General features: G+C 69.0%; 22 protein-coding genes. 14 read left to right on the top strand and 8 right to left on the bottom strand.

The window, feature by feature from the left end; translation table 11 throughout:
* Positions 1-42: 42 nt before the first annotated feature.
* Together ACIBG5_RS06115 and ACIBG5_RS06110 are read left to right on the top strand one after the other, a co-directional pair.
* Positions 43-810 carry an ABC transporter permease gene (locus tag ACIBG5_RS06115; RefSeq protein WP_396390399.1) on the top strand — a complete coding sequence of 256 codons (768 nt, stop codon included), beginning with the start codon at positions 43-45 and terminating at the stop codon, positions 808-810.
* Positions 807-1,055, top strand: coding sequence for a DUF2630 family protein (locus tag ACIBG5_RS06110; RefSeq protein ID WP_396390398.1), 249 nt, complete (start codon positions 807-809; stop codon positions 1,053-1,055). The genes ACIBG5_RS06115 and ACIBG5_RS06110 overlap by 4 nt, the downstream gene beginning before the upstream one ends.
* 45 nt (positions 1,056-1,100) lie before the next feature.
* On the opposite strand, the gene ACIBG5_RS06105 is transcribed toward ACIBG5_RS06110, so the two are convergent.
* The 4 genes from ACIBG5_RS06105 to ACIBG5_RS06090 are packed head-to-tail and all read right to left on the bottom strand — an operon-like array spanning position 1,101 to position 3,879.
* Complete coding sequence (locus ACIBG5_RS06105; protein WP_396390396.1) at positions 1,101-1,523, bottom strand: TIGR03667 family PPOX class F420-dependent oxidoreductase; 423 nt, start codon at positions 1,521-1,523, stop codon at positions 1,101-1,103.
* 17 nt (positions 1,524-1,540) lie between these two features.
* Entirely contained in the window at positions 1,541-1,942 is a 402-nt protein-coding gene (locus tag ACIBG5_RS06100; RefSeq protein WP_360448890.1) for a CoA-binding protein, read from the bottom strand.
* A 21-nt stretch (positions 1,943-1,963) separates the two neighbouring features.
* Positions 1,964-2,617, bottom strand: coding sequence for a LuxR C-terminal-related transcriptional regulator (locus ACIBG5_RS06095; RefSeq protein WP_396390394.1), 654 nt, complete (start codon positions 2,615-2,617; stop codon positions 1,964-1,966).
* Positions 2,599-3,879 carry a sensor histidine kinase gene (locus ACIBG5_RS06090; protein ID WP_396390393.1) on the bottom strand — a complete coding sequence of 427 codons (1,281 nt, stop codon included), beginning with the start codon at positions 3,877-3,879 and terminating at the stop codon, positions 2,599-2,601. The genes ACIBG5_RS06095 and ACIBG5_RS06090 overlap by 19 nt, the downstream gene beginning before the upstream one ends.
* Positions 3,880-3,987: 108 nt before the next feature.
* Here ACIBG5_RS06090 and ACIBG5_RS06085 point away from each other — a divergent pair, with 108 nt between their 5' ends.
* The 8 genes from ACIBG5_RS06085 to ACIBG5_RS06050 all read left to right on the top strand — a co-directional run bounded on the left by ACIBG5_RS06085 (position 3,988) and on the right by ACIBG5_RS06050 (position 15,099).
* The gene (locus ACIBG5_RS06085; RefSeq protein WP_396390391.1) at positions 3,988-4,755 is read left to right on the top strand and encodes an ABC transporter ATP-binding protein; all 768 of its coding nucleotides are present in this window, start codon (positions 3,988-3,990) and stop codon (positions 4,753-4,755) included.
* Positions 4,755-6,677 carry an FtsX-like permease family protein gene (locus tag ACIBG5_RS06080; RefSeq protein WP_396390390.1) on the top strand — a complete coding sequence of 641 codons (1,923 nt, stop codon included), beginning with the start codon at positions 4,755-4,757 and terminating at the stop codon, positions 6,675-6,677. Before ACIBG5_RS06085 ends, ACIBG5_RS06080 begins: the two co-directional genes overlap by 1 nt.
* A gap of 133 nt (positions 6,678-6,810) precedes the next feature.
* The gene (locus ACIBG5_RS06075) at positions 6,811-9,273 is read left to right on the top strand and encodes a DNA topoisomerase (ATP-hydrolyzing) subunit A (protein WP_396390389.1); all 2,463 of its coding nucleotides are present in this window, start codon (positions 6,811-6,813) and stop codon (positions 9,271-9,273) included.
* A 5-nt stretch (positions 9,274-9,278) separates the two neighbouring features.
* Positions 9,279-9,986: an LppX_LprAFG lipoprotein gene (locus ACIBG5_RS06070; RefSeq protein WP_396390388.1), complete on the top strand. Its 708-nt coding sequence runs from the start codon at positions 9,279-9,281 to the stop codon at positions 9,984-9,986.
* Entirely contained in the window at positions 9,983-11,680 is a 1,698-nt protein-coding gene (locus ACIBG5_RS06065; protein WP_396390387.1) for an MFS transporter, read from the top strand. Before ACIBG5_RS06070 ends, ACIBG5_RS06065 begins: the two co-directional genes overlap by 4 nt.
* A 46-nt stretch (positions 11,681-11,726) precedes the next feature.
* Positions 11,727-12,668 carry a sucrase ferredoxin gene (locus ACIBG5_RS06060; RefSeq protein WP_396390386.1) on the top strand — a complete coding sequence of 314 codons (942 nt, stop codon included), beginning with the start codon at positions 11,727-11,729 and terminating at the stop codon, positions 12,666-12,668.
* Positions 12,665-13,162 (top strand): beta-class carbonic anhydrase, encoded by a 498-nt coding sequence (locus tag ACIBG5_RS06055; protein ID WP_396390385.1) that lies wholly within the window; start codon positions 12,665-12,667, stop codon positions 13,160-13,162. Before ACIBG5_RS06060 ends, ACIBG5_RS06055 begins: the two co-directional genes overlap by 4 nt.
* On the top strand, positions 13,162-15,099 hold the full coding sequence (locus ACIBG5_RS06050) for a beta-L-arabinofuranosidase domain-containing protein (protein ID WP_396390384.1): 1,938 nt from the start codon (positions 13,162-13,164) through the stop codon (positions 15,097-15,099). Before ACIBG5_RS06055 ends, ACIBG5_RS06050 begins: the two co-directional genes overlap by 1 nt.
* A 603-nt stretch (positions 15,100-15,702) precedes the next feature.
* Here ACIBG5_RS06050 and ACIBG5_RS06045 read toward each other — a convergent pair.
* Complete coding sequence (locus tag ACIBG5_RS06045) at positions 15,703-15,999, bottom strand: hypothetical protein (protein WP_396390383.1); 297 nt, start codon at positions 15,997-15,999, stop codon at positions 15,703-15,705.
* Positions 16,000-16,059: 60 nt separating this feature from the next.
* Between ACIBG5_RS06045 and ACIBG5_RS06040 the strand changes: the two genes are divergently transcribed.
* Both ACIBG5_RS06040 and ACIBG5_RS06035 read left to right on the top strand, forming a co-directional pair.
* A complete protein-coding gene (locus tag ACIBG5_RS06040; protein WP_396390382.1) occupies positions 16,060-16,689 on the top strand; it encodes a TetR/AcrR family transcriptional regulator in 630 nt (209 codons plus the stop codon).
* The gene (locus tag ACIBG5_RS06035) at positions 16,686-17,303 is read left to right on the top strand and encodes a hypothetical protein (protein ID WP_396390381.1); all 618 of its coding nucleotides are present in this window, start codon (positions 16,686-16,688) and stop codon (positions 17,301-17,303) included. Before ACIBG5_RS06040 ends, ACIBG5_RS06035 begins: the two co-directional genes overlap by 4 nt.
* Here the strand turns inward: ACIBG5_RS06035 and ACIBG5_RS06030 are convergent.
* On the bottom strand, positions 17,296-18,114 hold the full coding sequence (locus ACIBG5_RS06030) for a carbonic anhydrase (protein ID WP_396390380.1): 819 nt from the start codon (positions 18,112-18,114) through the stop codon (positions 17,296-17,298). The two genes, ACIBG5_RS06035 and ACIBG5_RS06030, sit on opposite strands and share 8 nt — an antisense overlap.
* A 135-nt stretch (positions 18,115-18,249) precedes the next feature.
* Between ACIBG5_RS06030 and ACIBG5_RS06025 the strand changes: the two genes are divergently transcribed.
* Positions 18,250-19,545: a hypothetical protein gene (locus tag ACIBG5_RS06025; RefSeq protein WP_396390378.1), complete on the top strand. Its 1,296-nt coding sequence runs from the start codon at positions 18,250-18,252 to the stop codon at positions 19,543-19,545.
* Here the strand turns inward: ACIBG5_RS06025 and ACIBG5_RS06020 are convergent.
* Complete coding sequence (locus tag ACIBG5_RS06020) at positions 19,542-19,871, bottom strand: hypothetical protein (protein WP_396390377.1); 330 nt, start codon at positions 19,869-19,871, stop codon at positions 19,542-19,544. The genes ACIBG5_RS06025 and ACIBG5_RS06020 overlap by 4 nt on opposite strands.
* Before the next feature lie 170 nt (positions 19,872-20,041).
* On the opposite strand from ACIBG5_RS06020, the gene ACIBG5_RS06015 reads away from it, so the two are divergent.
* A complete protein-coding gene (locus tag ACIBG5_RS06015) occupies positions 20,042-24,247 on the top strand; it encodes a BTAD domain-containing putative transcriptional regulator (RefSeq protein ID WP_396390376.1) in 4,206 nt (1,401 codons plus the stop codon).
* On the opposite strand, the gene ACIBG5_RS06010 is transcribed toward ACIBG5_RS06015, so the two are convergent.
* The gene (locus ACIBG5_RS06010) at positions 24,244-25,545 is read right to left on the bottom strand and encodes a Gfo/Idh/MocA family protein (RefSeq protein ID WP_396390375.1); all 1,302 of its coding nucleotides are present in this window, start codon (positions 25,543-25,545) and stop codon (positions 24,244-24,246) included. The two genes, ACIBG5_RS06015 and ACIBG5_RS06010, sit on opposite strands and share 4 nt — an antisense overlap.
* Positions 25,546-25,555 lie beyond the last annotated feature (10 nt).

Below are 25,555 nucleotides of genomic sequence, written 5' to 3'. Positions count from 1 at the left end.
TCAGCGCACCCCGGGCGAGGGGGTGCGTGCTGAAATGGGCGGATGTCCCCCGACACCGGCCTGGGCCTCGCCGCGGTTGTCGTCCTGCCGCTGCTGATCGTGATCGGCGTGGCCGCGTCCCGGTACGCCGGAACGCGGCACGACAAGGGGATCGTCACCGCGGCCCTGCGTGCCGTCGTGCAGCTGGCCGCCGTCGGCGCGGTCGTCGGGGTCGCCCTGCAGCACACGCTCGGGGCCATCGCGTTCGTGCTGGTGATGTTCGTGGTCGCGACCTTCACCAGCACGCGGCGTCTCCATCAGACCGCTGTCATCCCACAGCAGTGGATGTACTGCGGGACCGCGATCGGTCTCGGTGCGTTCGTCGTACTCCTGCTGCTGATCGGGCCGGGCGTCGTACCGCGCAACCCGGCGACGATCCTGCCGATGGGCGGCATCATCATCGGCGGCACGATGACCGCCACCACGCTGGCCGGACGGCGGATGCTGAGCGAGTACGGGACCCGGTTCGGCGAGTTCGAGGCCGGGCTGTCGATCGGGCTGCTCCCGCCGGACGCGTTCAAGCTGGTGGTCGGCCCGGTGGCCGGCGACGCGCTGCTGCCCGCGCTCGACCAGACCCGAACGGTGGGGCTGGTGTCGCTGCCCGGGGCGTTCGTCGGGATGGTGCTCGGCGGCGCGTCGCCCACCGAGGCCGCCGCGTTGCAGCTCGTGGTCCTGCTCGGCCTGATCGCGTCCGAGTCGATCGCGATCCTGGCCATCACCGAACTCCTCGCCCGCGCCCGGCTTCCGGACGGGCGTACGGTTTCCTCATGACCGATGACAACAGCCTGTTCAGCCGGATCGACGAACTGGTCGCCGAAGAGCACGAGCTCCGCACCAAGCACGCCGGTGGGAAGATCAACGACGCCGACGAGCACGCCCGTCTGCGGTCCCTCGAGGTCGAGCTCGACCAGTGCTGGGACCTGCTCCGGCAGCGCCGCGCCAAGCGCGAGTTCGGCGAGAACCCCGACAGCGCCCAGCCCCGCTCCGCCGACACCGTCGAGGGCTACCTGAACTGAGCACTGCGATGCCCTCCTGGCTCTGGCCGGGAGGGCATCAGCAACTCAGAAACCGCGCAGTTTCTCTGGGGTGATGCGGATCAGGACCGAGTAGTCCTGGTGGAAGCCGTCGGTGGTCATCCCGAGGCCGGCGATGTCGTCGGCGTACTTCGCGTTGTAGGCGGCCAGGGCGTCGCCGGAGATCGGCTGCTCGTCGATCACCGCCGTACCGGAGATGACGCCGACGTCTCCCCCGCTGTGGGTGGCGTTGAAGTTCAGCGCCACCTGCGGGTGGGCGGCGACGTTGTGCAGCTTGGCCTTGTTCCGCTGACTGCTGATGAGCACCTCGCCGTTGTGCCAGAGGAACCAGACCGGGTTCGGCGCCGGCGTACCGGACTTGCCGACCGTGGTCAGCCACACCACGATTTCGTCGTCCAGCTGCCGCGCGATCCGCTTGCCGAAGTCGGTGGAAGTGTCGATCGTGAACATCAGGCCCCTTGGGTTGGTCAGGACGGACCGAGGCGCCCCCACTCGATGGCCGGGCAGTGGTTCATCACCATCGTGAGTCCCGCGGCCGTCGTCCGGGCGTAGGCGTCATCGTCCACTACATCGAGTTGGAACCACACCGCCTTGGCGTTGATTCCCACCGCCTGGTCCGCGATGTCGCCGGCCAGCTCGGACCGGACGAACACATCCACGCAGTCCACCGGGAACGGGATGTCCGCCAGCGTCGCGTACCCCTGCTCGCCGTGCACGGTCTCGGCCGCGGGGTGCACCGGCACGATCCGCTTACCGTGCCCCTGCAGGAACCGCGCCACGCCGTACGCCGCCCGGCTCGTGTTGTTCGACAACCCCACCACGGCCCAGGTCTGGCAGTCCGCCAGGATCTTCCGGATATCACTGTCCATACCTAGATCCTCTCGCGAGCTTCAACCCCGCAGGTAGGTGAGGACGGCGGAGACGCGCCGGTCCAGACCTTCGTCGAGCTGCAGCTTCGCGAAGATGTTGCCGACGTGCTTGCGTACGGCGGCCTCGCTGACGACCAGCTGCTCCGCGATCGACGCGTTCACCCGGCCCTCGGCCATCAGCGCGAGCACCTCCAGCTCCCGCGGCGTGAGCGCCGACAGCGGCCCGTCGTTCCGGCGCCGGGCCAGCAGCTGACGCACCACCTCAGGGTCGACCACCATCCCGCCGTCGGCGACCCGGTCGAGCGACTCGAGGAACTCCGCGACATGCCCGACCCGGTCCTTCAGCAGGTAGCCGATCCCGCCGGTCGTTGTCTCCAGCAACGATGACAGGTACGCATCCGCGACGTACTGCGACAGCACGAGGATCCCGATCGACGGAAGCTCGGCCCGGATCGCGGCAGCCGCCCGTAGCCCCTCGTCGCTGTGCCCCGGCGGCATCCGGACATCGGTGATCACCACATCCGGAGGGTCCTTGCGGACGACGGCCAGCAGTGTGTCCGCGTCTCCGACGGTGTCGCGTACTTCGTGCCCGGCGCGATCCAGGATGCTGGCCAGCCCCTCCCGCAACAGCAGCGAGTCTTCGGCCAGCACGATGCTCAGTCGCCGAGTCGGCACGGGCACTCCATCCTCAGTCGTGTCGGCCCACCGGATGGGCTGTCGATGACGAGTGTGCCTCCCAACGCGTCCAATCGGGTCACCAACCCGGTCAGTCCGGTCCCGGCACCGGCCCGCGCGCCGCCGATCCCGTCGTCGGTGATCGTGATGACCAACTGCTGCCGATCGACCCAACCGGCCACCTCGCAGTGCGTGGCCCGCGCGTGCTTCGCGACGTTCGCGAGCGCCTCACTGACCACGAAGTACGCCGCCGCCTCGATCGGCGACGGCAACCGCGACGGCAACGCCATCTGCACAGTCACCGGCAGCGGACTGCGGTCCGCCACCTCCCGTACGGCGGCCTCCAGACCGTGGTCGACCAGAACCCGCGGGTGGATCCCGCGGACCGCCTCGCGCAGATCGGCCAGCGCCGCCTCCGCCTCGGCATGCGCCTTCACCACCAGCCGCCGGCCCTCCCCCTCGGGCACGTCCAGCTCCGCCAGTCCGAGCGTCATCGTGAGCCCGACGAGCCGCTGCTGTACGCCGTCGTGCAGATGCCGCTCGATCCGGGCCCGCTCGGTCTCGAACGCGTCCACCAGATCCAGCCGCGACCGCCGCAACTCGGCCAGGTTCCGCTGCAGTTCGTCCTGCCGCGGGCCGAGCATCGCCCTCGCCAGCGACACTTCTGCTCCGGCGACCACACCGACCAGGTAGGAGCTGACGACGAAGAACGGTGGCCCGAACGCGACCAGGAAGATGAGCCCTTCCTGGGTCGAGTCCAGGATCCACGGCCCCATCCCCATCTCGTCGATGCCGGCAATGATCGGCGCGGCCAGCGTCGTGAGCAGGGTGGCCGCACTCAGCCCTGCCACGGCGGCACTGAGCGGCCAGACGAAGACGCCGAGGACGAATCCGTATCCGACGGACCGCAACGACGCCTGCTCGCGGCGGCGGAACTTCAGCTTCTCCCGCACAGACAGCGACGCGGGCATGTCCGCGTGCGGAGTCTTGATGCCGCCGACCAGCACCAATCCGGCACGCCACCGCTCGATCCGGCCGATCGCGACGCCGATCAGCGGGAACGCCGTCAGCAGCAGGACCCCGATCAGGATCGGGCTCAGGACGATGCTGGCCGCGGCCGCGACGATGAGGATGGCGAAGGTCAGTACACCGACCGGCACCGAGGTGAACAGATAGGCGTAGCTGCGCCACGGCCAGGACGACACCACGTAGCGCGGTGACGCGAGCGCTGCCCACGGCGTCATCGGTACGGATCTGTCCACCGTGCCACCCTAGGTCCAGGGCGGCCCGCCGGACGGTAGCGTGCGCGCTACTACAGGTCTCCTCCACAGGCCAGGGTGCAAACGCCGTACCGGCGGTTGGCTGGAACCATGACCGCTACCGCACCGACGTACCCGAGCGTCGTACCCACCGAGGCGCCGGCCTTGCTGCTGGACGGCATCACCAAGACCTACAGGTCCAAAGCCGGGGCGGTCGATGCGCTGCGAGGCGTGACGTACCACTTCGCCCGGGGCTCGTTCACGGCCGTCATGGGTCCGTCGGGCTCCGGCAAGTCGACGCTGCTGCAGTGTGCGGCGGGACTCGACCAGCCCACCGGCGGGAGCGTCGTTCTGGGCGGGACCAAGCTGAACGGGCTCGACGAGGTCGCGCTCACCAAGTTGCGGCGGGAGGAGATGGGGTTCGTCTTCCAGGCGTACAACCTGCTCCCTTCGCTGACCGTGTACGACAACGTGGCACTGCCACTGCGGTTGACCGGTCGCCGCCCGCGCCAGGGCGACGTCCATCGGGTGCTCGAACAGGTCGGGTTGGAGGGGAAGGCCAAGCGCAGGCCGGCCGAGTTGTCCGGTGGGCAGCAGCAGCGGGTCGCGATCGCGCGGGCGCTGATCACCCGGCCATCGGTGTTCTTCGCCGATGAGCCGACCGGTGCGCTGGACAGCGGGACGAGCCGGCAGATCCTCGGGCTGTTGCGCGAGGCAACCGACCGGGCCGGGCAGACGGTGGTGATCGTCACTCACGATCCGGTGGCCGCGGCGTACGCCGAGCGGGTGCTGTTCCTGTCCGACGGGCTGATCGCGGGTCACCTCGACCGCGGTACGCCGGGCCAGATCGCCGCGGCCATGAGCGACCTGGAACGCTGATGTTCTACCTCAGCCGCCAGACGGTCAGCCGTCACCGCTCCCTGTACGCCGGTTCGTTCGTGGCCTTGGCCGTCGGAGTCTTCCTCCTGGGACTCGCGGCCACCGCGACCGCCGCCACCATCGCCTACCGCGGCCCGCTCGCCGACAGCATCACCGTGACGACGCTGGGCGGCAACGACGCCGCACCGAGGCAGGTCCGGGTGCCGACCTCCGGCGCGGACACGTCCGGGTTGCAGGTCGTCCTCAGTATGGTCGGGACGATCAGCGGGTTCATCACGATCTTCGTCATCGCCAGCACGTTCGCCTTCGCGGTGGCGTCCAGGCGCCGCGAGATCGGTCTGCTTCGGCTCATCGGCGCGACACCACGGCAGGTACGGCGGATGATCCTCGGCGAAGCGTTCGTGGTCGCACTCGTGGCCGCGCTGAGCGGTGCGGTGCTGGCGCAGTTGGCGACTCCCCTGCTGCTGCGCAAGGCGTCGTACACCGAACTGGCGCCCGTGAAACTGGAGCCGGCCTCGCCATGGGTGCCGCTGGCGATCGCGGTCGGTGCCGGGCTGGTCGTGGCGATGCTCGGCGCCCGGTCCGCGGCCCGGCGGGCTGGACGGGTCGGGCCGATCGATGCGCTGCGCGAGGCCGCACTGGAGCCACCGCGGATCGGGCCGGTCCGGATCGTCTTCGGGCTGCTCTTCATGGCCGGGTCGATCACGCTCCTGACGCTGATCCGGCCGTCGACCGGCGAGGGCGTGGTGCCGCTGGCGATGTTCACGCCGATGCTCCTGGTCATCGCGCTGACCCTGCTCGCACCGCTGGTAGTCCCGTGGATCAGCCGGCTGTGGGCGCTGCCGCTGACCGCCTGGACCAAGGCCTCCGGGAGTCTGGCCCGCAGCAATGTGGTCGCCGCGCCAAGGCGCAGTGCGTCGCTGGCGGCGCCGATCCTGGCCATCTCGGCGGTCGCTGGGTCGATGGTGCTCAGCCTCAGCTTCGCCGCCGACAGCGCCGAGGCGACGATCCGCGATTCCGTTCGCGCACCGATCGTGGTGACTGGTGCCGCCAAGCTCGACGCCGGGCTGGGCACGGTGGACGCCGGGTTGCCGCTCCAATTCGTCCGGATCGACCAGGACGACGCCGAACTCGAGGATGCCGAAGGGATCGACCCGGCGATCGCCACGCAGACCCGCAATCTCACCGCGCTGTCCGGTGACCTGGGCAAGCTCACCGGAAACACTGTTGCCGTAAGCAAGGAAACGTCCGGGTTCGAGCGCTACAAGGTCGGCGACGAGGTGTCGGTCACGTTCCTGGACAAGACCGCCGCGAAGCTCCGGATCGTCGCGATCGTCCCGGACGCCTTCGGAGTCAGCCCGTCCTTCCTGATCCCGCTCGACCTCGCCCGCAAGCACGCTCCGTCCGCCGTACCCGACCGGAGCTTCGTTCTGCCCGCTCCCGGTGTCGATCTGCTCGGCACGATCGACCACGCCGTACCGGCGGCCGAGTGGGAAGCGGAGCAGGCCGAGGGCGTGCGGAAGGGCAACCAGTTCGGGCTGATCCTGCTGCTCGGCCCGGCCGCGCTGTACAGCGCCATCGCGATCGCCAACACGCTCCTGATGGGCAGTCTGCAGCGGCGACACGAATTCATCACCTCGCGGCTGCTGGGTGCCACGCCGGCGCAGATCCGCCGGATGGTCCTGTGGGAGTCCTCGCTGGTCGGCGTGGTCGCCCTCAGCCTCGGTACGGCGATCACGGTCACCGTCGGGATACTGCTCCGGCACGCCATGACGTCGGGGATGACCGACGTACCGGTGACGGTGCCGTGGGGTGTGCTGCTGGGTATCGCCGGACTTTGTCTGACGCTGGCGGTAGGGTCCGCTCTGGCCCCGACGACGTACATCCTGCGCCGGTCGCAGCCGTCCGCTGCGGTGGAATAGACCGGTATCGGGCGGATCGACCGACGCAACGGTGGGTCGTGGCCGGGCAAAAGGCCGTTCACCAGCGACAATGGGCACGGCGCCGGACCGTCGCGGCGCCGTACCGGTTCGATCGAGGAGCAGTAAAACCCGCATGGCACGCCGTTCCAGCACCACCGCCGAGCCCGAGGACTTCGAGGAGCGCATCCTCGACGTCGATGTCGCCGACGAGATGCGCGCCAGCTACCTGGAGTACGCCTACTCGGTGATCTACGCCCGGGCGCTGCCGGACGCGCGAGACGGACTGAAACCGGTCCAGCGTCGGATCCTGTTCTCGATGGCGGAGAACAACATCCGCCCCGACCGCGGACATGTGAAGAGCGCCCGCGTCGTCGGTGAGGTCATGGGTAAGTACCACCCGCACGGCGACGGCGCGATCTACGACGCGCTGGTCCGGACCGCGCAGCCTTGGTCGATGCGGGTCCCGCTGATCGACGGCCACGGGAACTTCGGCTCACTCGACGACGGTCCCGCCGCGATGCGGTACACCGAGTGCCGGATGGCGCCGCCGGCGATGGCGATGACGACCGGCCTGGACGAGGACGTCGTCGACTTCAAGCCGAACTACGACGGCCAGGAGGAAGAGCCGTCGGTGCTGCCGGCCGCCTTCCCGAACCTGGTGGTCAACGGCGCCTCGGGCATCGCGGTCGGGATGGCGACCAACATGGCCCCGCACAACCTGGTCGAGGTGATCCAGGCCCTGCGGCACCTGATCAAGACCCCGGCCGCCGACCTCGACGACCTGATGCGGTTCATCCCCGGCCCGGACCTGCCGACCGGCGGCAAGATCGTCGGCCTGGAGGGCATCAAGGACGCGTACGCGACCGGTCGCGGCAGCTTCAAGATGCGCGCCACCGCCCGGGTCGAGAACGTCACGCCGCGGCGCAAGGGCATCGTCGTCACCGAGCTGCCGTACTCCGTCGGCCCGGAGAAGGTGATCGAGAAGATCAAGACCCTGGTCCAGTCCAAGAAGCTGCAGGGCATCGCCGACGTCAAGGACCTGACCGACCGCACCCACGGCACCCAGCTGGTGATCGAGGTCAAGAACGGCTTCGTGCCCGAGGCGCTGCTGGAGCAGCTCTACAAGCTGACCCCGCTCGAGGACGCGTTCCACGTCAACAACGTCTGCCTGGTCGACGGCCAGCCGCGCACCCTCGGTCTGAAGACCCTGCTCGAGGTCTACCTCGACCACCGGTACGACGTGACCCGGCGGCGCAGCGAGTTCCGCCGCAAGAAGGCGCAGGACCGGCTGCACATCGTCGACGGCCTGCTGATCGCGATCCTGGACATCGACGAGGTCATCCAGATCATCCGGACCAGCGACGACGCGGCCGCCGCCCGGACCCGGCTGATGGAGATCTACGACCTCACCGAGGTGCAGACCAACTACATCCTGGACATGCCGCTGCGCCGGCTGACGAAGTTCTCCAAGATCGAGCTGGAGACCGAGAAGGGCGAACTGGAGCGCGAGATCGAGCGCCTGACCGCGATCCTCGAGGACCAGGCGCTGCTGAAGAAAACGGTCTCGGACGAGCTGGCCGAGGTCGCGAAGACGTACGGCACGCCGCGGCGGACCGTGCTGCTGGAGTCGTCGGGTGCGACCAAGACCGCGACCGTGCCGCTCGAGGTCAGCGACGACCCGTGCTGGGTCCTGATGAGCTCGACCGGCCTGCTCGCCCGGACGAATGGCGTGGAGCCGTTCGGGACCGGCGACACCAGGGCGAAGCACGACGCGATCGTGTCCGCGGTGAAGAGCACGGCCCGCGGTCAGTACGGCCTGATCACCAGCGCGGGACGGTTGATCCGGCTCGAGTCGCTCGACCTGCCCGCCGTACCGACGACCGCGAACGCGCCGAACCTGCAGGGTGGCGCGCCGGTGGCCGAGTTCGTCTCGCTCGAGCCCGGCGAGAAGGCGCTTGCCCTCACGACGATGGACCCGGACTCGATCGGCGTCGCTCTGGGTACGGCGGGTGGCGTGGTCAAGCGGGTCGTCCCGGACCACCTGAGCAACCGCGACTCGTGGGAGATCGTCGGCCTCAAGGAGGGCGACGAGGTGATCGGCGCTGTCGAGCTGACCACCGGCGACGAGGAACTGTGCTTCATCACGTCGGACGCGCAGTTGCTGCACTTCCCGGCGTCCGCGGTTCGGCCGCAGGGACGGACGGCGGGTGGCATGGCGGGCGTTCGCCTGACCGCCGGCGCAAAGGTGGTCTTCTTCGGTGCTGTGAGCGCTGGTCGCGACGCGCAGGTCGTCACCATCGCGGGCTCGTCGTCGGCGCTGCCGGGGACCGAAGTCGGCGCGGTGAAGGTGACGCCGTTCAGCGAGTACCCGGGCAAGGGGCGCGGCACTGGTGGTGTGCGGTGCCAGCGGCTGCTCAAGGGTGAGGACGGGCTGCTGCTCGGATTCATCGGGGCGGCTCCGGTGCGGGCCAGTGCGAGCAGCGGTGCCCCGGTCGAGTTGCCCCCGATCGACCCGCGGCGCGACGGCTCCGGCGTACCCGTGGCTCAACCGATTGCTGCGTGTGCTCCAGACAGTGTCAGTTACATGGCAGGCTGACCCCCATGAAGAGACTCGTCGCGCTCGGCGCGGTGCTGGTACTGGCGCTGGCTGGGTGCAGCGACAAGAAGGATTCCGGGGACGGCGGCGGCCAGTCCGGTGACGACCCGGTCGCGATGCTCACGGCGGCCAAGAAGGCCATCGACGAGGCGGCCAGCGTGCACATCGTGCTGACCGGCCGCGACCTGCCGGAGACCGCGCAGGCGCTGGCGTCCGGTGACGGCGTCGCGACCCATGCCCCGGCGTTCAAGGGGAAGCTGACCGTGCGCGCGGCCGGTTCGCCGATCGACGCGGAGGTCGTCGCGGTCGACGGCAAGGTCTACGCGAAGCTCCCGCTCACCGGTCGATTCCTCGAACTGACACCGTCCCAACTGGCCGGCCTCGGCGCACCCGACCCGGCCGTCCTGCTCGACCCGGCCAGGGGCCTGACCTCGGTCCTGCCGAAGGTGAAGGACCCGAAGATCAAGGGCGAGACCAGGGACGGTGCCAAGGTCCTGACCGAGATCACCGGCGCGGTCCAGGGCAAGTCGTTGCAGGGCATCTTCCCGAAGGCGCCGGCCGACCAGGACTTCCCGAGCACCTTCAAGATCGACAAGGACACCAAGCAGTTGGTCGCGGCGACCATCTCCGGTCCGTTCTACGAGGGCGCCACCAGCAGCTACGACGTGACCCTGGACAAGTACGGCGAGACGGTCGAGATCACCAAGCCGTGAGCGAGGACTCGCCCGTCGGCCGTGCGGCGCCGGTGAGCAGCCCGAAGACCAGGCTCACCCTGGCCTCGATCGCGGTGGCGTTCGCCGCGGCGGACACCTACGTCGTCGTACTGGCGCTGCCGGACATGATGGCGGGCGTCGGGCTGTCGGTGGACGAACTGCAGCGGGCCGCGCCGATCATCTCGGGGTTCCTGCTCGGCTACATCGCCGTACTGCCCCTGATCGGGCGGATCGCCGACGTGGTCGGGCGTACGCCGGTGCTCGTCGGCGCGCTGATCCTGTTCGCGGTCGGGTCGCTGATCACGGCCGGGGCGTACGACCTCTCGCTGGTGGTAACCGGTCGGTTTCTTCAGGGTGTGGGTGGTGGTGGGCTGGTGCCCGCGACGCTGGCCCTGGTCGCCGACCTGTGGCCGGCTGACCGGCGTGGACTCCCCCTCGGCGTCGTCGGTGCAGTCCAGGAACTCGGGGCGGTGCTCGGGCCGCTGCTCGGTGCGGCGGTGCTGGCGGTCGCGGACTGGCGGTACATTTTCTGGCTCAATCTGACCGTCGCTGTTCTCCTCGCGCTCCTCCTCCGCGGCCTCAAGCCTCCACCGCTGTCAGCCGCGGTCGGAGTCCTCGCCTGCATCGCACTCGGGCTGACCATCACCGCGCCTGAGCGACTCGCGACCGGCGTCACTCTGGGCTTGCCCTTCGTGCCCTTCACTGGGTCGTCCCGCCTGCTCACGCCGATCGGCGTGGTCACGCTCGTTCTGGCCCTGGTCTGGCTGGGTCTGGTCTTGTGGCGGACACGTGGTCGGTTGCGCGCTGTGTTGTCGCAGGTGGACCTCGTCGGCGCACTCCTGCTGGCTCTCGCGCTGGCCGGCGTGGTCTTGGCGTTCGCGACTGCTGACCCCGAGCGTGAGCTGATGGCGCCGGCCGGTCCATGGCTGCTGGTCGCTGCCGCGGTCTTCGCGGTCGGCTTCGCGATCTGGCAACGCCGTACGACGCGGGCGATCGTGCCGCGAGGTCTGCTGGGTGCCCGGCCGGCTTGGGGCTCGCTGGCGGTCAGCTTCCTGGTCGGATGTGCGTTGATCGCGGCGCTGGTCGACGTACCCGTCTTCGCGCGGACCACTCAGGGCGGCGGGCAGTTGGCCGCGGCGCTGGTGTTGCTGCGGTTCCTGATCGCGCTGCCCGTCGGTGCGGTCGTCGGCGGGTGGCTGACTAGGCGCTTCGGGCTTGGTCTCATCACCGGCGCTGGTCTGGCGCTGGCTGGGGCGATGTTCGTGGTGATGGCGTTCTGGGGGCGGAACGCGCTCGATCACTTCCCGGCGACCGTCGTACTGTTGCTGTGCGGCTTCGGGTTCGGGCTGGCGTTGTCGCCGGTCAACACGGCGATGCTCGGCGCGACGCCCGCGGACACCCACGGTCTGGTCAGCGCACTCGTTGTGGTGGCGCGCATGGTCGGCATGCTGGTAGGCGTGTCCGCGCTGACAGCGATCGGACTGCGGCGGTACTTCTCCATCGCCGACGACATCCCTTCGCCCAACGAGCTGTGCCCGTCGGCGCCCGGTTCCTGCCGGCCCTTCGTGGACGCGCTCCGCGACGCGGCTATTTCACAAGTTCACGCGATCTTCGCCGGAGCCGCGGTGTGCGCGTTCCTCGCCGCGATTCTGGCCGTCCTGCTGCTCGGCCGACGTGGTGTTGTGCACAGATGATGAGCATCACGCCGGACAGCCGTCCCACCTCGCGTACCGTGATGACGTGACTGTTCGACCCGACGCGACCGGTAGGCCCGGCTTGTGCTCGACGTTCTGCCGGGAGTTGCGCGAGCCGCTGGCCGGTACGGCGGTCGTCGCGAGCGGCTGGGTCGTTGTCGAGCAGCCGGGTCCCTGGGGTGCGAAGGCGCCGACGCACAGTCACCTCGATCCCGAGTTCGGTGGGAAATTCGACGATGCCTGCAAGAAGGCGGACGTCAGGTTCGGCCTGATTCGCGCTCCCGGCCGGCACTCGGACGCGATCGAACGGTCCCGCCAGGTGTACGTCGGCTCGACGATGCCCGGGCGGAGTTGGTTGCTCGGAGGCCTGGTCGACGAGCCGGCGGCGCTGCGGACGCTTGACCTGGACGCGGTTGCCCGCGGCGATCGGGATGCGGCCGTTGCCTCGCTGCCCGGGCTGAGCAAGGTCGACCATCCGGTGATGCTGGTCTGCACGAATGGCAAGCGTGACGAGTGTTGCGCGCTGCTCGGACGGCCGCTGGTCAAGGCACTGTCCGCGGCCGCGCCGGGCCGGGTCTGGGAGGCGAACCACCTGGGCGGGCACCGCTTCGCGCCGACCGCGACCGTGCTCCCCGCGGGCACCATGCACGGACACCTCACCGCCGAGGCCGCCGTCACCGTGCTCGCGGCCGCGGATCGCGGCGAGACCGTCCTGACCGGACTGCGTGGCCGGTCGACCTGGACCAAGCACGGTCAGGCCGCGGAGATCGCCGTACGCCGTCTCCTCGGTGAACTCTCACTGGATGCCCTCAGAGTCGCGGGCGAAGACCCTGAAGCTGTGACGGTGTGGCATCGCGACGGCCGGTCCTGGACTGTTCCGGTGACCAGTGTCGCCGCCGATCCACCCCGTCCGGAGTCCTGCGGAAAGGAGCCGTTCGCGATGTCGATCCTGCAAGCCGGAACCCCTGTGCCAGGTGAGGCCCGATGAGCACCGGGTTCGAGGACCTGCTGGCCGCCAACGCGGAGTACGTCGCCGACTTCCACTACGGCGGCTTCGACGGTCTGGCCCACGCCGGCATCGGCGTCGTCACGTGCATGGACTCGCGGATCCCACCGCTGGAGATGCTCGGGCTGAAGCCGGGCGACGCGAAGGTCCTGCGCAGCGCGGGTGGACGGGTCACCGAGATCACCATGACCGGGCTGGTGCTCGGCGTCCAGTTGCTCGGCGTCCGCCGGATCATGGTCATCCCGCACACCCGCTGCGCGATGGCCGCGATGTCCGAAGACGACCTGCGCGCCCAGGTGGAGAAGGCTGCCGGCAAGCCGGCCGGCTATCTGCCGATCAACGTCATCCCCGACCAGCTCGAGGCGCTCCGCCGTGACGTCGCCGCCGTCCGCGAGCACCCGCTCATCGGCGAGGACATCCTGGTCGGCGGCTTCATGTACGACGTCGACACCGGCCGCCTCACCCAGATCGACTGATGCCGGGGCTGACCGAGCCCGCGCTCCGGCCGTTGCCGCTGGCAACCCTCAGCCCGCAGGGGTGGTTGCTGGAACGGCTGCGACTGCAGGCGGACGGGATGGCTGGGCATCTGGACGAGTTCTGGCCGGATGTGGCCCGGAGTGGCTGGATCGGCGGGGATGCGGAGGGTTGGGAGCGCGGTCCGTACTGGCTCGACGGGATCGTCGGCGTCGCCTACCTGCTGGACGATGACCGGTTGAAGGCCAAAGTGCGGCGGTGGGTGGACTACATCCTCGAGCACCAGCAGGAGGACGGGTGGTTCGGTCCGCGCAGTGGCGAGTCGACGTACGCCGATCACGACAGTTGGCCGCGGATCATTGTGCTCAAGGCACTGCTGCAGCACCACGACGCGACGGGTGATCCGCGCGTTGTCCCGGCTGCGCTGAGGTTTCTTCGCCTGCTCGACGGGATGCTGGACGAGTGGCCACTGCGGGAGTGGGCGCGGTCTCGGTGGACCGACGTCGTGTGGGTGATCAACCAGCTTCACGACCTGACGGGTGAGGACTGGCTGCTGAGGCTGGCTGCGAAGTGCAAGGAGCAGGGGTTCGACTGGTTCGGGTATGCCGATCGGCTGCCGTTCACCGGGAAAGTGCCTGAGGCAACGTTACGGGCGTTCCAGGCGCAGCACGACGGCAACTGGATGAACGACGGCCACCTGTCGTCCCACGGCGTCAACGTCGCCATGGGCCTGAAGGCGATGCCGGTGTGGCAACGCCATGACGCGTCGGTCGACCAGAAGGCGCGGCTCCTTCACCTCATCGCGCAGCTGGACGCCCGTCACGGCCAGGCCAATGGACTCTTCAGCTGCGACGAACACCTGGCCGGCCGTCATCCGAGCCAGGGCACCGAGACCTGCACAGTCGTCGAGTACCTCGCCTCGCTCGAGGTCGCCCTCGAGTCCTTCGGTCCGGTCGAGCCGCTCGCCGACCGCCTCGAACGGCTGGCCTTCAACGCGCTGCCCGCCAGTACGACGCCTGACGAGTGGACCCATCAGTACGTCCAGCAGGCCAACCAGGTGATCTGCCACGTCACCGAGGACCGCATCTACACGAACAACGGCCCGGACGCGAACGTCTTCGGCCTCGAACCCCACTTCGGCTGCTGCACCGCCAACCGCCACCAAGGCTGGCCCCGCTTCACCTCCCACCTCTGGATGCGCTCCCCCGACGGCGCCTTCACCGCCCTCTCCTACGCCCCCTGCTCCTTCGAGTACGACGGCCTCACGGTCTCCGTAGCCGGCGCCTACCCCTTCTCGGACGACGTCGAAATCACCACCCACGGCACCGGCCGACTCCGCCTCCGAATCCCCACCTGGGCAACCAACCCCACCCTGACCATCAACACCCCCACCGACCCCAACCCACCCCACCACCAACACGCGCCGGAACCCACCCCCGGATCCGTGCATGAGATTGAGGTGTCGGGCGATCAGACCCTTCGTCTGCACCTCGGCGCGAGCGTCCAGGCGGTACCTCGTACGGGTGGAGCGGTCACCCTGGAGCGCGGCCCCCTGGTGTTCTCACTCCCGATCGGCGAAGACTGGCGCCAGATCGGCGGCGAAGACCCCCACGCCACCTGGGAGGTCCACCCCACCACCCGCTGGAACTACGCGATCAACCCCGAGCCCACCCACCTGTCCCGGAAACCGATCAGTTCCAACCCGTTCTCCCCCGCCACCGCCCCACTCCACCTCCAAGTCCGAGCCCACCAAATCCCCTGGCCCCTGGAACACGGCGCCGCAGCCGCACCCCCACCCACCCCAAGCCACTCCACCGACCCGACGACCGTCGGCGCTGACCCGTCCGGCCCGGATCCTGCCACCGGCGGGCCGGAGGAGCTCACCTTCATCCCGTACGGCTGTACGACTCTGAGGGTCACCGAGCTTCCGCAGATCTAGCTGTGTGCCCACCCAGGAGATTCGGCCGGGGTGAGCCGGCCGGCGCCGCGGACAGGATCTGGGGACCGCAGACAGGATCCCGGAACTGCGGACAGGATCCCGGGATCGCGGACAGGACCTCGGGACCGCGGACAGGACCTCGGGACCGCGGACAGATCCCGGGACCGCGGACAGGACCCCGGGACTGCGGACAGATCCCGGGACCGCGGACAGGACCCCGGGACCGCGGACAGGACCCCGGGACTGCGGACAGATCCCGGGACCGCGGACAGGACCCCGGGACCGCGGACAGGACCCCGGGACCGCGGACAGGACCTCGGGACCGCGGACAGGATCCCGGGACCGCGGACAGGAGCTGGGGACCGCGGACATGGCATGACCTGTTCACGGTCGCCAGAAGGTGTTCACGGTCACGCCGCACCGACCGCCCAGCCACCTGCCACCTGCCACCTGCGACCTGCCACCAAGGTCCTGCCACCAGGGTCCTGGCCACGACGCGCGGCGTCCCGCTCGGCCTGCCTGGAGCTGGAGTTGGAGCTGGAGGAGCTCACCCTGCCTTCCTTATGGGTGCACGACGCTTCTGGTGACCGAGTTGCCTGCGGTCTAGCGCTCCTCGATCAGCTCGATCTCGTCGACGGCCGACGTACCCTCACGGACCAGCGCGAAGGCCGCCTTCGTCTCGGCCAGGGTGGGCGCGAGCTCGCGCGCGGCCTTCAGGTCGTCGGCCGACTCCCAGCGCCACACCCCGGCCCACTGGTTCTCCCCGACCCGGCCGAGACGTGCCTCCGTCAGCCCCGGGATCGACGCCCGGACCGCATCGACCAGCGCGTTGTGCCGATCCAGCACCTCCCCCGCGTCCTTCGTCACGGCCTCGAACTTCGTGATCGCGATCAGCGACATGACTAGTGCCTCTCTCTAGAGTTGACTTATAGTGAACGAATCTAGAGATAGACTCTAGTCATGACCGTTGTCAAGCGACCGAGCAAGCGGGCCGAGAAAGCGCAGGAGACCCGCCGCCGGATCATCCAGGCCGCGACAGAGCTGTTCGTCGCCGACGGGTACGGCGCGACCAACCTGCAGGACGTGGCAGACCAGGCCGGTGTCGCGGTACAGACGATCTACTTCGTGTTCGGCAACAAGCGGGCCTTGCTGAAGGAACTGGTCGACGTCACGATCGCCGGCGACACCGAGCCGGTCGCGACCATGGAGCGCCCCTGGTTCACCGACGCGGTCGCGATGCGCACCGCCCCGGACATGCTGGCTGAATACGTCCCCGGCTCCAGCGCCATCCTCGCCCGGGTCGCACCGATCATGCGCGTCCTCGAGTCCGCCGTCGCGAACGATCCGGAGGTCTCCGCCCTCTGGCCACCCGACGAGGACCTGCGGTACGTCGTACAACGCGCGGCCGCGGAGGCCCTCGTCACCAAGTCGGGCCGCAGGAGAGGCCTGACCGTCGACGAGGCCGCCGATCTGCTCTACGGCATCCTCAGCCCCGAGCTCTACCTGCTCTTCGTCCGCGACCGCGGCTGGTCCCACGACCGCTGGGTCGAATGGGCCACCCAGACCCTCCGCACCCAACTCTGCGCGTGACCACCGACGTCAACGGAACGACCACACCCACCGCGACCAGAGCCCGACGCTGGAGCGAAGCTGCTCTTCTGCTGCTCGGCGCGATCGGACTGGTCGTCCTCGTGTATCCCACCTTCGTCCTCATGGAGGCGCTGCCGCGGGTCGATCCCTCCCACCTCGGGCACGGGGTCACCTACTCGGGTTCAGGCATCGATCACCGGTGGATCGCGCAGGCGCTGCTCTCAGCACTCCTCCTGATGCTCGTCACCGGACTCCCCATCGGCGGCCTGGCCGGGCGCGGTTCGCTCCCAGGTGCAGTTGCCCAGGTCATCGGGGGCCTGGCCGTCGCCTTCTGGGCTGTGGTCGGCACCGCGCTCACCAGCGCGTACTTCTGGGGCCCGGACGATCGCTGCACCTACGCCTCCTGCTCGCCGCTGCACCAACAGATCGCGGCGAATCTCGCACTAGGCGTGCTGACTGCGATCGTGATGATCGTGATGGCTCTGCTCGTCAACCGGCTGGCGTGGTGGATCCGCACACTGGTCCCGGCTGCGGTGTGGGTCGCCGTGCTCGTCGTCCAGCACGCGGTCTGGACGCGCTACCTGCTGCCACTGTTCCAGGCGCCGCCTACCTGACGGTCACCTTGCCGGTGTCGAGTTCGTAGTACGCGCCGACGAGTTTGAGCTTGCCGGACTTCCCCAGCGGGCCGATCACCGGCGACTGGCGCAGCTTCGCGAGCACCAGGTCGACGTTCGCGTGGACGGCGTTGGTCAGGCGGTCGCCCGCCTTCCCGGCGACCTGACGGACGGCCGGCGCGAGGGCGTCGACGATGTACCCCAGCTCACCGGCTTCCGCAGTTCGCCGAGGCGAGTCCAGCGCCTTGATCGTCGCGTCGAGTGCACCACAGCGCTGATGGCCCAGGACGACGAGAAGAGGAGTACGCAATTCCGCGACTCCGAACTCCACACTGCCGGTGACGGAGTGGTCGAGCGCCTCACCCGCACTGCGTACGACGACCAGGTCGCCGAGCCCTTGATCGAAGACGAGCTCGATCGGGACCCGGGAGTCGACACACCCGAGCACGGTCGCGAACGGATGCTGCGCCTTGCTCACCGCGACCCTGCGCGCGATTCCCTCGTCGAGATCCTCGTCCCGCTCAGCCACGAAGCGGGCATTGACGTCCAGCAGCCGCTGCAGCGCTTGGTTGCCATCAACAACAGCCAACAGCGGCGAGGGTGTCGGACCCGTTGTCGGGGGCAACGTCCCGCCGGCGATCTGCTCGGCAGCAGGCGTCACCTCGGGCGAGGCGTCGTCCGCACAGCCGGCGAGAACCGCGCCGGAAGCTCCGGCCGCGAGCAAACCCAGCATCCGGCGACGCGACGGCCGATTCCGGTACGGCGTGCTGGCAGAAAGCGCGTCCAGGGACGGAAGCGACGGTGTGTTCAACGGAGAGCTCCTCACAGGAGTGCGGCGTGGGGCGACGCCGCTTGTTCCGAAGGTAGCTGATTGCATACAGTCTGCAATACCCGCGAGATGTTCGGATCTCTCGGTTCCCGGGCCGAAATCTGATAGATACCCCTTATGAGACTCCGCCCCAGCTCATTCTCCCGATCCCTACTCGTCGGCGCCCTGGCCCTGACCACCGTCCTCTCCGGCGCGCCCACCGTGCACGCGGCGCCGGTCGTCACCGGTTGCCTCGACCAGTCCGTCACCGGCAGCGTCGAGGAGCAACGCCTGGACAACGGCGTCGCAGGCGGTCCGTCGGTCCCGGCCCAGATCCTGCAGCGATCCGGCTTCGACCATCAGGTAGCGCTCTTCACCCGCCTGCTCTGCACGATGCCGAGCCCGCGGGCCGCCGCGAACCTTGTCCACACACAAGGCGAGGCTCTCTGGCGTACGGCGACCCACCGCGCCCAACACCCGGTCACCGGCGCCGACGCACTGCCCGCCACCGACGACCGCGGCCTGTACTGGGCCAGGCTCTCGATGGCCCTGGCCCTGCGCCAGTGGCAACCCCACTTCGACCTCGGTACGACGGAACGCGCCGACCTGATCCGATCGCTCGAATACACCTCACGCGGCATCACCAGTAGCAGCTTCTCCCCCGGCGTTCGGAAGATCCTGGTCACCGGCTTCGATCCGTTCACGCTCGACGCGGACATCCGGATCGGCAACCCGTCCGGAGCGAACGCACTGACGCTGGACGGCCAGCGCTGGACGATCAATGGCACGACCTACCAGATCCAGACCGTGATGTTCCCGGTCCGCTACACCGACTTCGACGAGAACATGGTCGAGAACGCCCTCGCCCCGCACTACCGCCCTGGCCCGCAGCGCGCGGACCTGGTGATGACGGCCAGCCAGGGCCGGGTCGGCATCTTCGACCTCGAGGTCTACAACGGCCGGCGCCGGTCGGTCAGCTCGATCGGTGACAACAACAACCTCTGGGGCGGCGGCACCATCAACGCCCCGGTCGTCTCCCCCAGCATGCCGCCCGGCCCGGAGTGGCTGACCTCGAGCCTCCCGCTGGCACGGATGGCGCAGGCCGACGTCGCACCGTTCCGGACCCGCGTGAACACCTCGGTGCTGGAGATTCCGGCCGGGCAGACCGCGCCGGTCCGGCAGCCGTTGGGTCCGACACCCGGCTCGATCGCCTCGGAGGGCACCGGTGGCGGCTACCTGTCGAACGAGGTTGCCTACCGCAACACTCTCCAGCGCGACCTGCTCGACCCGTCGATGCCCGCAGGTCACCTGCATGTCCCGGTGCTGTCGTTCGACCCAGCCAACAAGACCGACATCACCGACCCGGCGTACGAGACCAACCGCGAAGACATCGTCCGCGGCGCCCACGCCGTACTCCGCCAAGCCCTGCATTAGGACTCAGAGAGGCCGTGCTGGTCGCGGCGGCGTAGAACGACCAGCGTGACGCCGAGCGCGACCGCGCCGAGGGAGATGCCACCCAGTGCGCCCAACGCGACGGAGTTGGTGTCGAGAGCAGTCGTTCGATCAACCGAATCGAGCGGTGCCGCCGGGGCAGGGGTGGGGTCGGCGTATCCCGGATAGCCGGTTCCTTCGTCCGGCCAGGGGTCCGCCTGTTGCGTCTGCGTTTGGTTCGGTTGCCACGGAGTGGCCGTCGCAGGCGCGGCCGTTCCGAGGGCGACGCCGAAGAGAACGACTGCGATCGCCATGCTGCGGTGCTTCATGATCCCGTCTCCTTGTCCTGACGTCCGGCGGAACCGCTCGCCGCGGTCCGGGTACGCCGTACGTCTGGTACTCCCGTTGTCGCCCACAGCGGTATCGCGACGCCGCAGGGCGGTATCACGGCGGTAACGCCGCCATTGACGGCGCTCCGGGCGGGCATGACAGTCGAGAGGTGGGTATCGACGTACTCGGTCCGCTCACGGTCGAGGGCGAGCAGAAGGTTCTCGGGCGACGTGATCGGATCGTGGTCGCAGCGCTGGCCGTCCACCCCGGGGAGGTCGTCAGCGCAGAGCAGCTGGCCGACGTGTTGTGGCGCGAGCGGCCGCCGCCGTCATGGCAGAAAGTCGTCCAGGGGTGCGTGGTCCGGCTCCGCAAGGTTCTCGGCACGCACGCGATCGAGACGCAGCCGCTCGGGTACCGGCTCGCCGTACCGCTCGACGAGATCGACGCTCAGCGCTTCGATCGTGCCGTGGTCCGGGCGCGGGCGTTGCTCGCGTCGGACGAACCCGAGCGATCGGCCATGGTCCTCGCCGACGCTCTGGCGTTGTGGCGTGGCCGACCGCTCACGGAGCTGGACGGCTGGGACACCGCCCGCATCGAGGCCTCCCGACTGATCGAGTTGCGGCACACGGCCGACGAGTTGTACGTCGAGTCGGCCCTGAGATCCGGACAGCACGACCAGGTCCTCGCCAAGGCACAGGCACTGGTCACTCAGGCGCCATTGCGCGAACGACGCTGGGTCCTGCTCGCCACGGCGCAGTACCGGTCCGGCCGGCAAGGCGACGCGCTGCGGACTATCCATCGACTGAAGAACGTCCTGAACCGCGATCTCGGCCTCGATCCCAACGCGGAAGTCGACGCCCTGGAGCAGGCGATCCTGCGCCAGGACCCGTCGCTGGTCGCGGCGAGCGCCCTGCCGGAGCCCAGCCCGGAATGCCCGTATCCGGGCCTCAAGCCGTACGACGTCGACGACGCCGACTCCTTCTTCGGCCGTGACGCCGACATCGCGGCCTGCCTGCGCCGACTCGCCGACGAATCGGTGCTGGCAGTCGCCGGCCCCTCCGGCTGCGGCAAGTCCTCATTGATCCGGGCCGGCGTCGCCGCCACGTTGCGCCGGGACGGCCGGCAGGTCGTGGTGATGACACCGGGGCCGCATCCGGTCGCAGCGCTCGCAGCGGCCATGTCCGGTACGACGGCACCGGTGCTCCTCGTCGACCAGTTCGAGGAAGTGTTCTCACTCTGCCAGGACAGGACCAAGCGGGTTGCCTTCCTGACCGCTCTGGCAGCGCATGAGGCATTGCTGATCATCTCGATCCGTGCTGACCGGCTGGCCGACGTCTCGGAGTCTCCGTCGTTCGCGCGATTGGTCGAGCGCGGCCTCTACCTGCTGTCGGCGATGACACCGGACAACCTGCGGGCGGCGATCGAGGAACCCGCCCGGCTGGCATCTCTGGTCGTCGAACCAGGCCTGGTGGACCTGCTCGTCAACGTGGTCGCGGACCAGCCGGGCGCGTTGCCACTGATGTCGCACGCCTTGCGCGAGACCTGGCAACGTCGCGAGGGACGCACTCTCACGGTCGCCGGCTACAACGCCTCCGGCGGCATCCGGAGTGCGGTCGCGCAATCCGCCGAAGCGGTCCACGAGCAGCTGTCACCGGAGCAGCGCACGGTCCTGCACGGCCTGTTGCTGCGCCTGGTCGCGCCGGGACCGGAGGGCGAACCGACCCGCAGCCGCTTGCCGCGTCGCCTGGTCGTGACACGAGCCGAGGACGACCAGATGATCGATCTGCTGGTCGCTTCGCGGCTGCTCACCAGCGACGCCGGAGTCGTCGAGATCGCCCACGAGTCTCTGGTCCGGGCCTGGCCCCGCCTCCGCGGCTGGCTCGAGGACGACCTGGAAGGCCAGCGCGTCCTGCATCATCTCGCGGTCGCCGCCGACTCCTGGAACAACCTCGACCGGCCCGGCAGTGAGCTCTATCGTGGCGTGCGTCTGGCCAAGGCGCTGGACTGGCGTGAGCGTACGACGCCCGCGCTGACCGCGACCGAGGAAGACTTCCTTGCCGCGAGCAAACGACTGTCCGAGACCGAACTCCGTGCGGCCGAGACCAGAGCCCGGCTCCAGTCGAGGGCCAACCGTCGACTCCGCGCCGCCCTCGCCACCGCGGCCGTCCTCCTGGTCGGCGCTCTCATCGCCGGCTTCGTCGCCGTCCGCCAGGCAGGACGCGCCGAAGTCGCCGCCGACCGCGAACTGGCCCGCCAGGTGGGTGCTCGCGCGCTGGTGACCGAGGACATCAGCCCGTCCCTCCTACTGGCCGCCCAAGGCGTCCGCTTCGACGACTCCCCGGACACCCGGACGAATCTGGTGGCCGCGATCAACAGACATCCGTCTCTGATCCGATCGATCTCCGCACCGCTGGGCCGGACCGAGAACGCCGATGTCTCGCCGGATGGCACCAGGATCGTCGCCGGCGACAACCGTGCCACCTTCCAGCTGTACGACGCCGCATCGGGACGAGTGCTCGAGTCGCACACCTTGTCTCCGGTCGCCGACGACGCGGTCGTCTTCACCCGCCCGGTGTTCAGCCCCGACGGCAGCCTGATCGCGGCGATCGCGGTGGACACCTACAACAACCCGGTCGACCCGGCCTGGCCGATACGGATGCTGAGGGCCGACACACTCGAGCCGGTAGATCCACAGCCCGTCTTTCCAGGCTCTGGAAGACCTCAGCTGAACAACCTCGCCTTCAGCGCAGACGGTCGCTATCTGGTGGCCGGAGCACGCGATCCGAACAGCGACTCGGCGTTCGCTCTCGTCTGGGACGTCGGAGCGCTCGATCGACTGCCGCGGAGGGTCGATCTCAGCACTGGGCCGCAGCGAGCAGTCCTCAGCCCCGACGGCCGGACGGTTTACCGGTCCTGGCCGCTCATTGCGTCCGACGTCGCCACCGGCCGGGAGATGTGGCAGCGACCCGATCTCAAGGGCGATCCTGTGGTCACCCCAAGCATCGGTCTGCCCATCGTGGAAACCTCCCGGAACGGTGAGCTGCTCGCCTATCTGCATCCCGGCCCCGTCCGCACCGAGCGGACTACGACGACGGTCGTCGATGCACGCACCGGGAAGACCGTTTGGGTGTTGCCGACTGCTCAGGACCCACCGCGCGACGCTGCCTTCTCGGCCGACGGCAAGCTGTTGGCCACCGCTCACTACGGGGGCGAGGTCGTCATCTGGGACCTGGACACGGGACAGGCGACGCAACGCCTGCGTACTGCGGAGGTCTCGTGGGGAGTCGCGCTCAGTCCGGATGGGCGGACGCTGTACACGGCCGGCGACGCAGGCATGCTGCGTGCCTACGATCTCGGTGGACAGCAGCGATACCTGCCCTGGATCCAGGGCGCGCCACCCCGCCGCTACACCCACGTTCTTGCCTCTGACGACGGCAGGCGGACGGCGTACCTGTGGAACGAAGCCGGCACGTCGTGGTTGAGCATCGCCGACTCGACTACCGGACAGCTGACTCGACCGACCCGGCTCGGGTTCGAAGTCCAGCGACAGGCCCATCCACCGGCATCCTGGCACCCGAACGGCCGCCGCCTCGTCGTCCACGGGTTCGAAGTGATCGCAACCATTGACGCCGAGTCCGGCAAGATCCTGACGACGCACGGCCTGAGCGCGCTGTCGGTCGCCTTCATCGACCACGGGAACCGCATCGTCGCGGGCAGTCATGATGGCAGCCACTACTTCGACGCCGACCTCAGGCCGAGCCGCGTGGCATTCGGCTTCGTCGCGGACTGCTGCACCGCGTCGTCCCCGGACGGAACGACCGCCGTGCTCTTCGAGGAGGGCCTGCGGGGCACGACGATGTCGTGGGCGATCGTCCAGTCGGCCACCGGTGAGGTCATCCGGACAGGAAAGCTGCCGACCTGGGCCAACTCGGCCGCCTACTCGCCCGACGGCCGCCTGATCGCGGGCGCGGGGACCGCCGGCGTGTTCACCATCGACACCGCCTCGGGTGCGCTCGAGTTCCCGCCACCCAGCGGCCGCAAGGCGGAAGGGGTCTCCGTCCGATTCTCTACGGACGGGACACGCCTCGTGTCCGGCGCGGCGGACGGTACCGTCACCGTCTGGGACGCCCGTACGCTCGACAGGCTGCTCACGGTAGCCACCAGTACCGAAGCCGATCCGATCCCCGTCACCCCGCGCTTCGCCCGAGGTGGCGAGGTCATCATCATCCCGTCGTACGACGGCAAGGTCTATCAATGGAACATCCGTAGCGCCCACACCCTCGCGCAGGCGTGCAGGATGGCCGGGCGCAACTTGACGGCTGCCGAATGGAACCAGATCTTCCCCGACCGCCCCTACCAGCAGACCTGCCCCTAGAGATCGAGTACGTCGCTGGTCCGCACCGCCTGGCCTGTCTCGAACGACCGGTTCGCGGCCAGGCCGGTGACCAAGGCCAGCGCCGCCTGACGGGCGTCGGCAACATCCGCTGCGTGCGTCGGGTCGTCGTCCAGCAACGCCGCGAGGACGCGCGCATCGGCTCCGCCATGGCCGGCGTGATCGTGATCGACCGTGTGGTCCTCGGGCGGTGACCACAGCGGCCGCAGGGTGATGCTCGTCCGGCCTGCCGTCGGCGCGGCGAGATCGCCGTGAACGGCTCCCCTGGCCGACGCGACACGCAGGTGCGGCATCGTCCATGTCGACTCTTCGACATTCAATTCGAGTCGGCCACCCGATCCGTTGAACATCACCCGATAGCCCTCGGCCGGCGAGTACGCGGTCAGGTGGTAGCTCATCGACGCACCGCTGTCGTAGGACACCAGCAGCGCCATGTCGTCCTCGATCGTGACGCCAGGTGCGAAGACGTTCCGGTCGCGGTAGTACCCGTCCTCGACCTCGGCGTCCAGGTAGAGCTCCTTCAGCGTCGCATTGTCCGCCAGATGCAAGGCGAACGGATCATCGAGCGATACCTCCGATCCATGAGCTCGCGCATACTCCCGCGCGTACCCGTGCTTGTGGTCCGGCCCGTAGAACGCCAACTGGCCTTGGCCGTAGACGATCCGGGGCTCCGCGCCGAGCCACCAGTTGACCAGGTCGAAGTGATGGCTGGCCTTGTGCACCATCAGGCCGCCGGAGTTGGCCTTGTCGCGATGCCAGCGACGGAAGTAGTCCGCGCCGTGTGAGACGTCGAGCAGCCATTCGAAGTGCACCGAGTGGATGTCGCCGATCGCTCCGCCGGCCAGCAGCTCACGGACCTTCCGGTGGACGGGATTGAAGCGGTAGTTGTACGCGATCGCCAGCTCGCCGCCGGTCTCGCGGACCGTGTCCAAGATGCTCTGCGCCTTGGTCGCGTCGGTGGTCATCGGCTTCTCGCTGATCACCCGGACACCGGCACGCAGCGCGGCCTCGATGTAGCGGTTGTGAGTGGCATCGACGGTGGTGACCACCAGCAGCTCGATCCGTTCGACCCGGATCATCTCGTCGAACCGGGCCGGCGGCCACTGATGGGCCGGCCGGCGACCGGCGGCCAGCAGCATCCGGTTGTGGAACGCCATCCGCACCGAGTTCGGGTCGCACAGCGCCACGACGTCGTACCCGTCGCGTTTGGCCAGCCCTTCGGTGAACAGCTGGGCACGGTTGCCGGTACCGACGATCGCGGTCCGTACGGGGGTGGGCATACAGAGTCCT

Source organism: Kribbella sp. NPDC050241, from assembly GCF_044459685.1.
Classification (GTDB): Bacteria; Actinomycetota; Actinomycetes; order Propionibacteriales; family Kribbellaceae; genus Kribbella.
The sequence above is the reverse complement of the archived record's forward strand: the minus strand, read 5'-3'. Positions and strand labels throughout refer to the sequence as shown.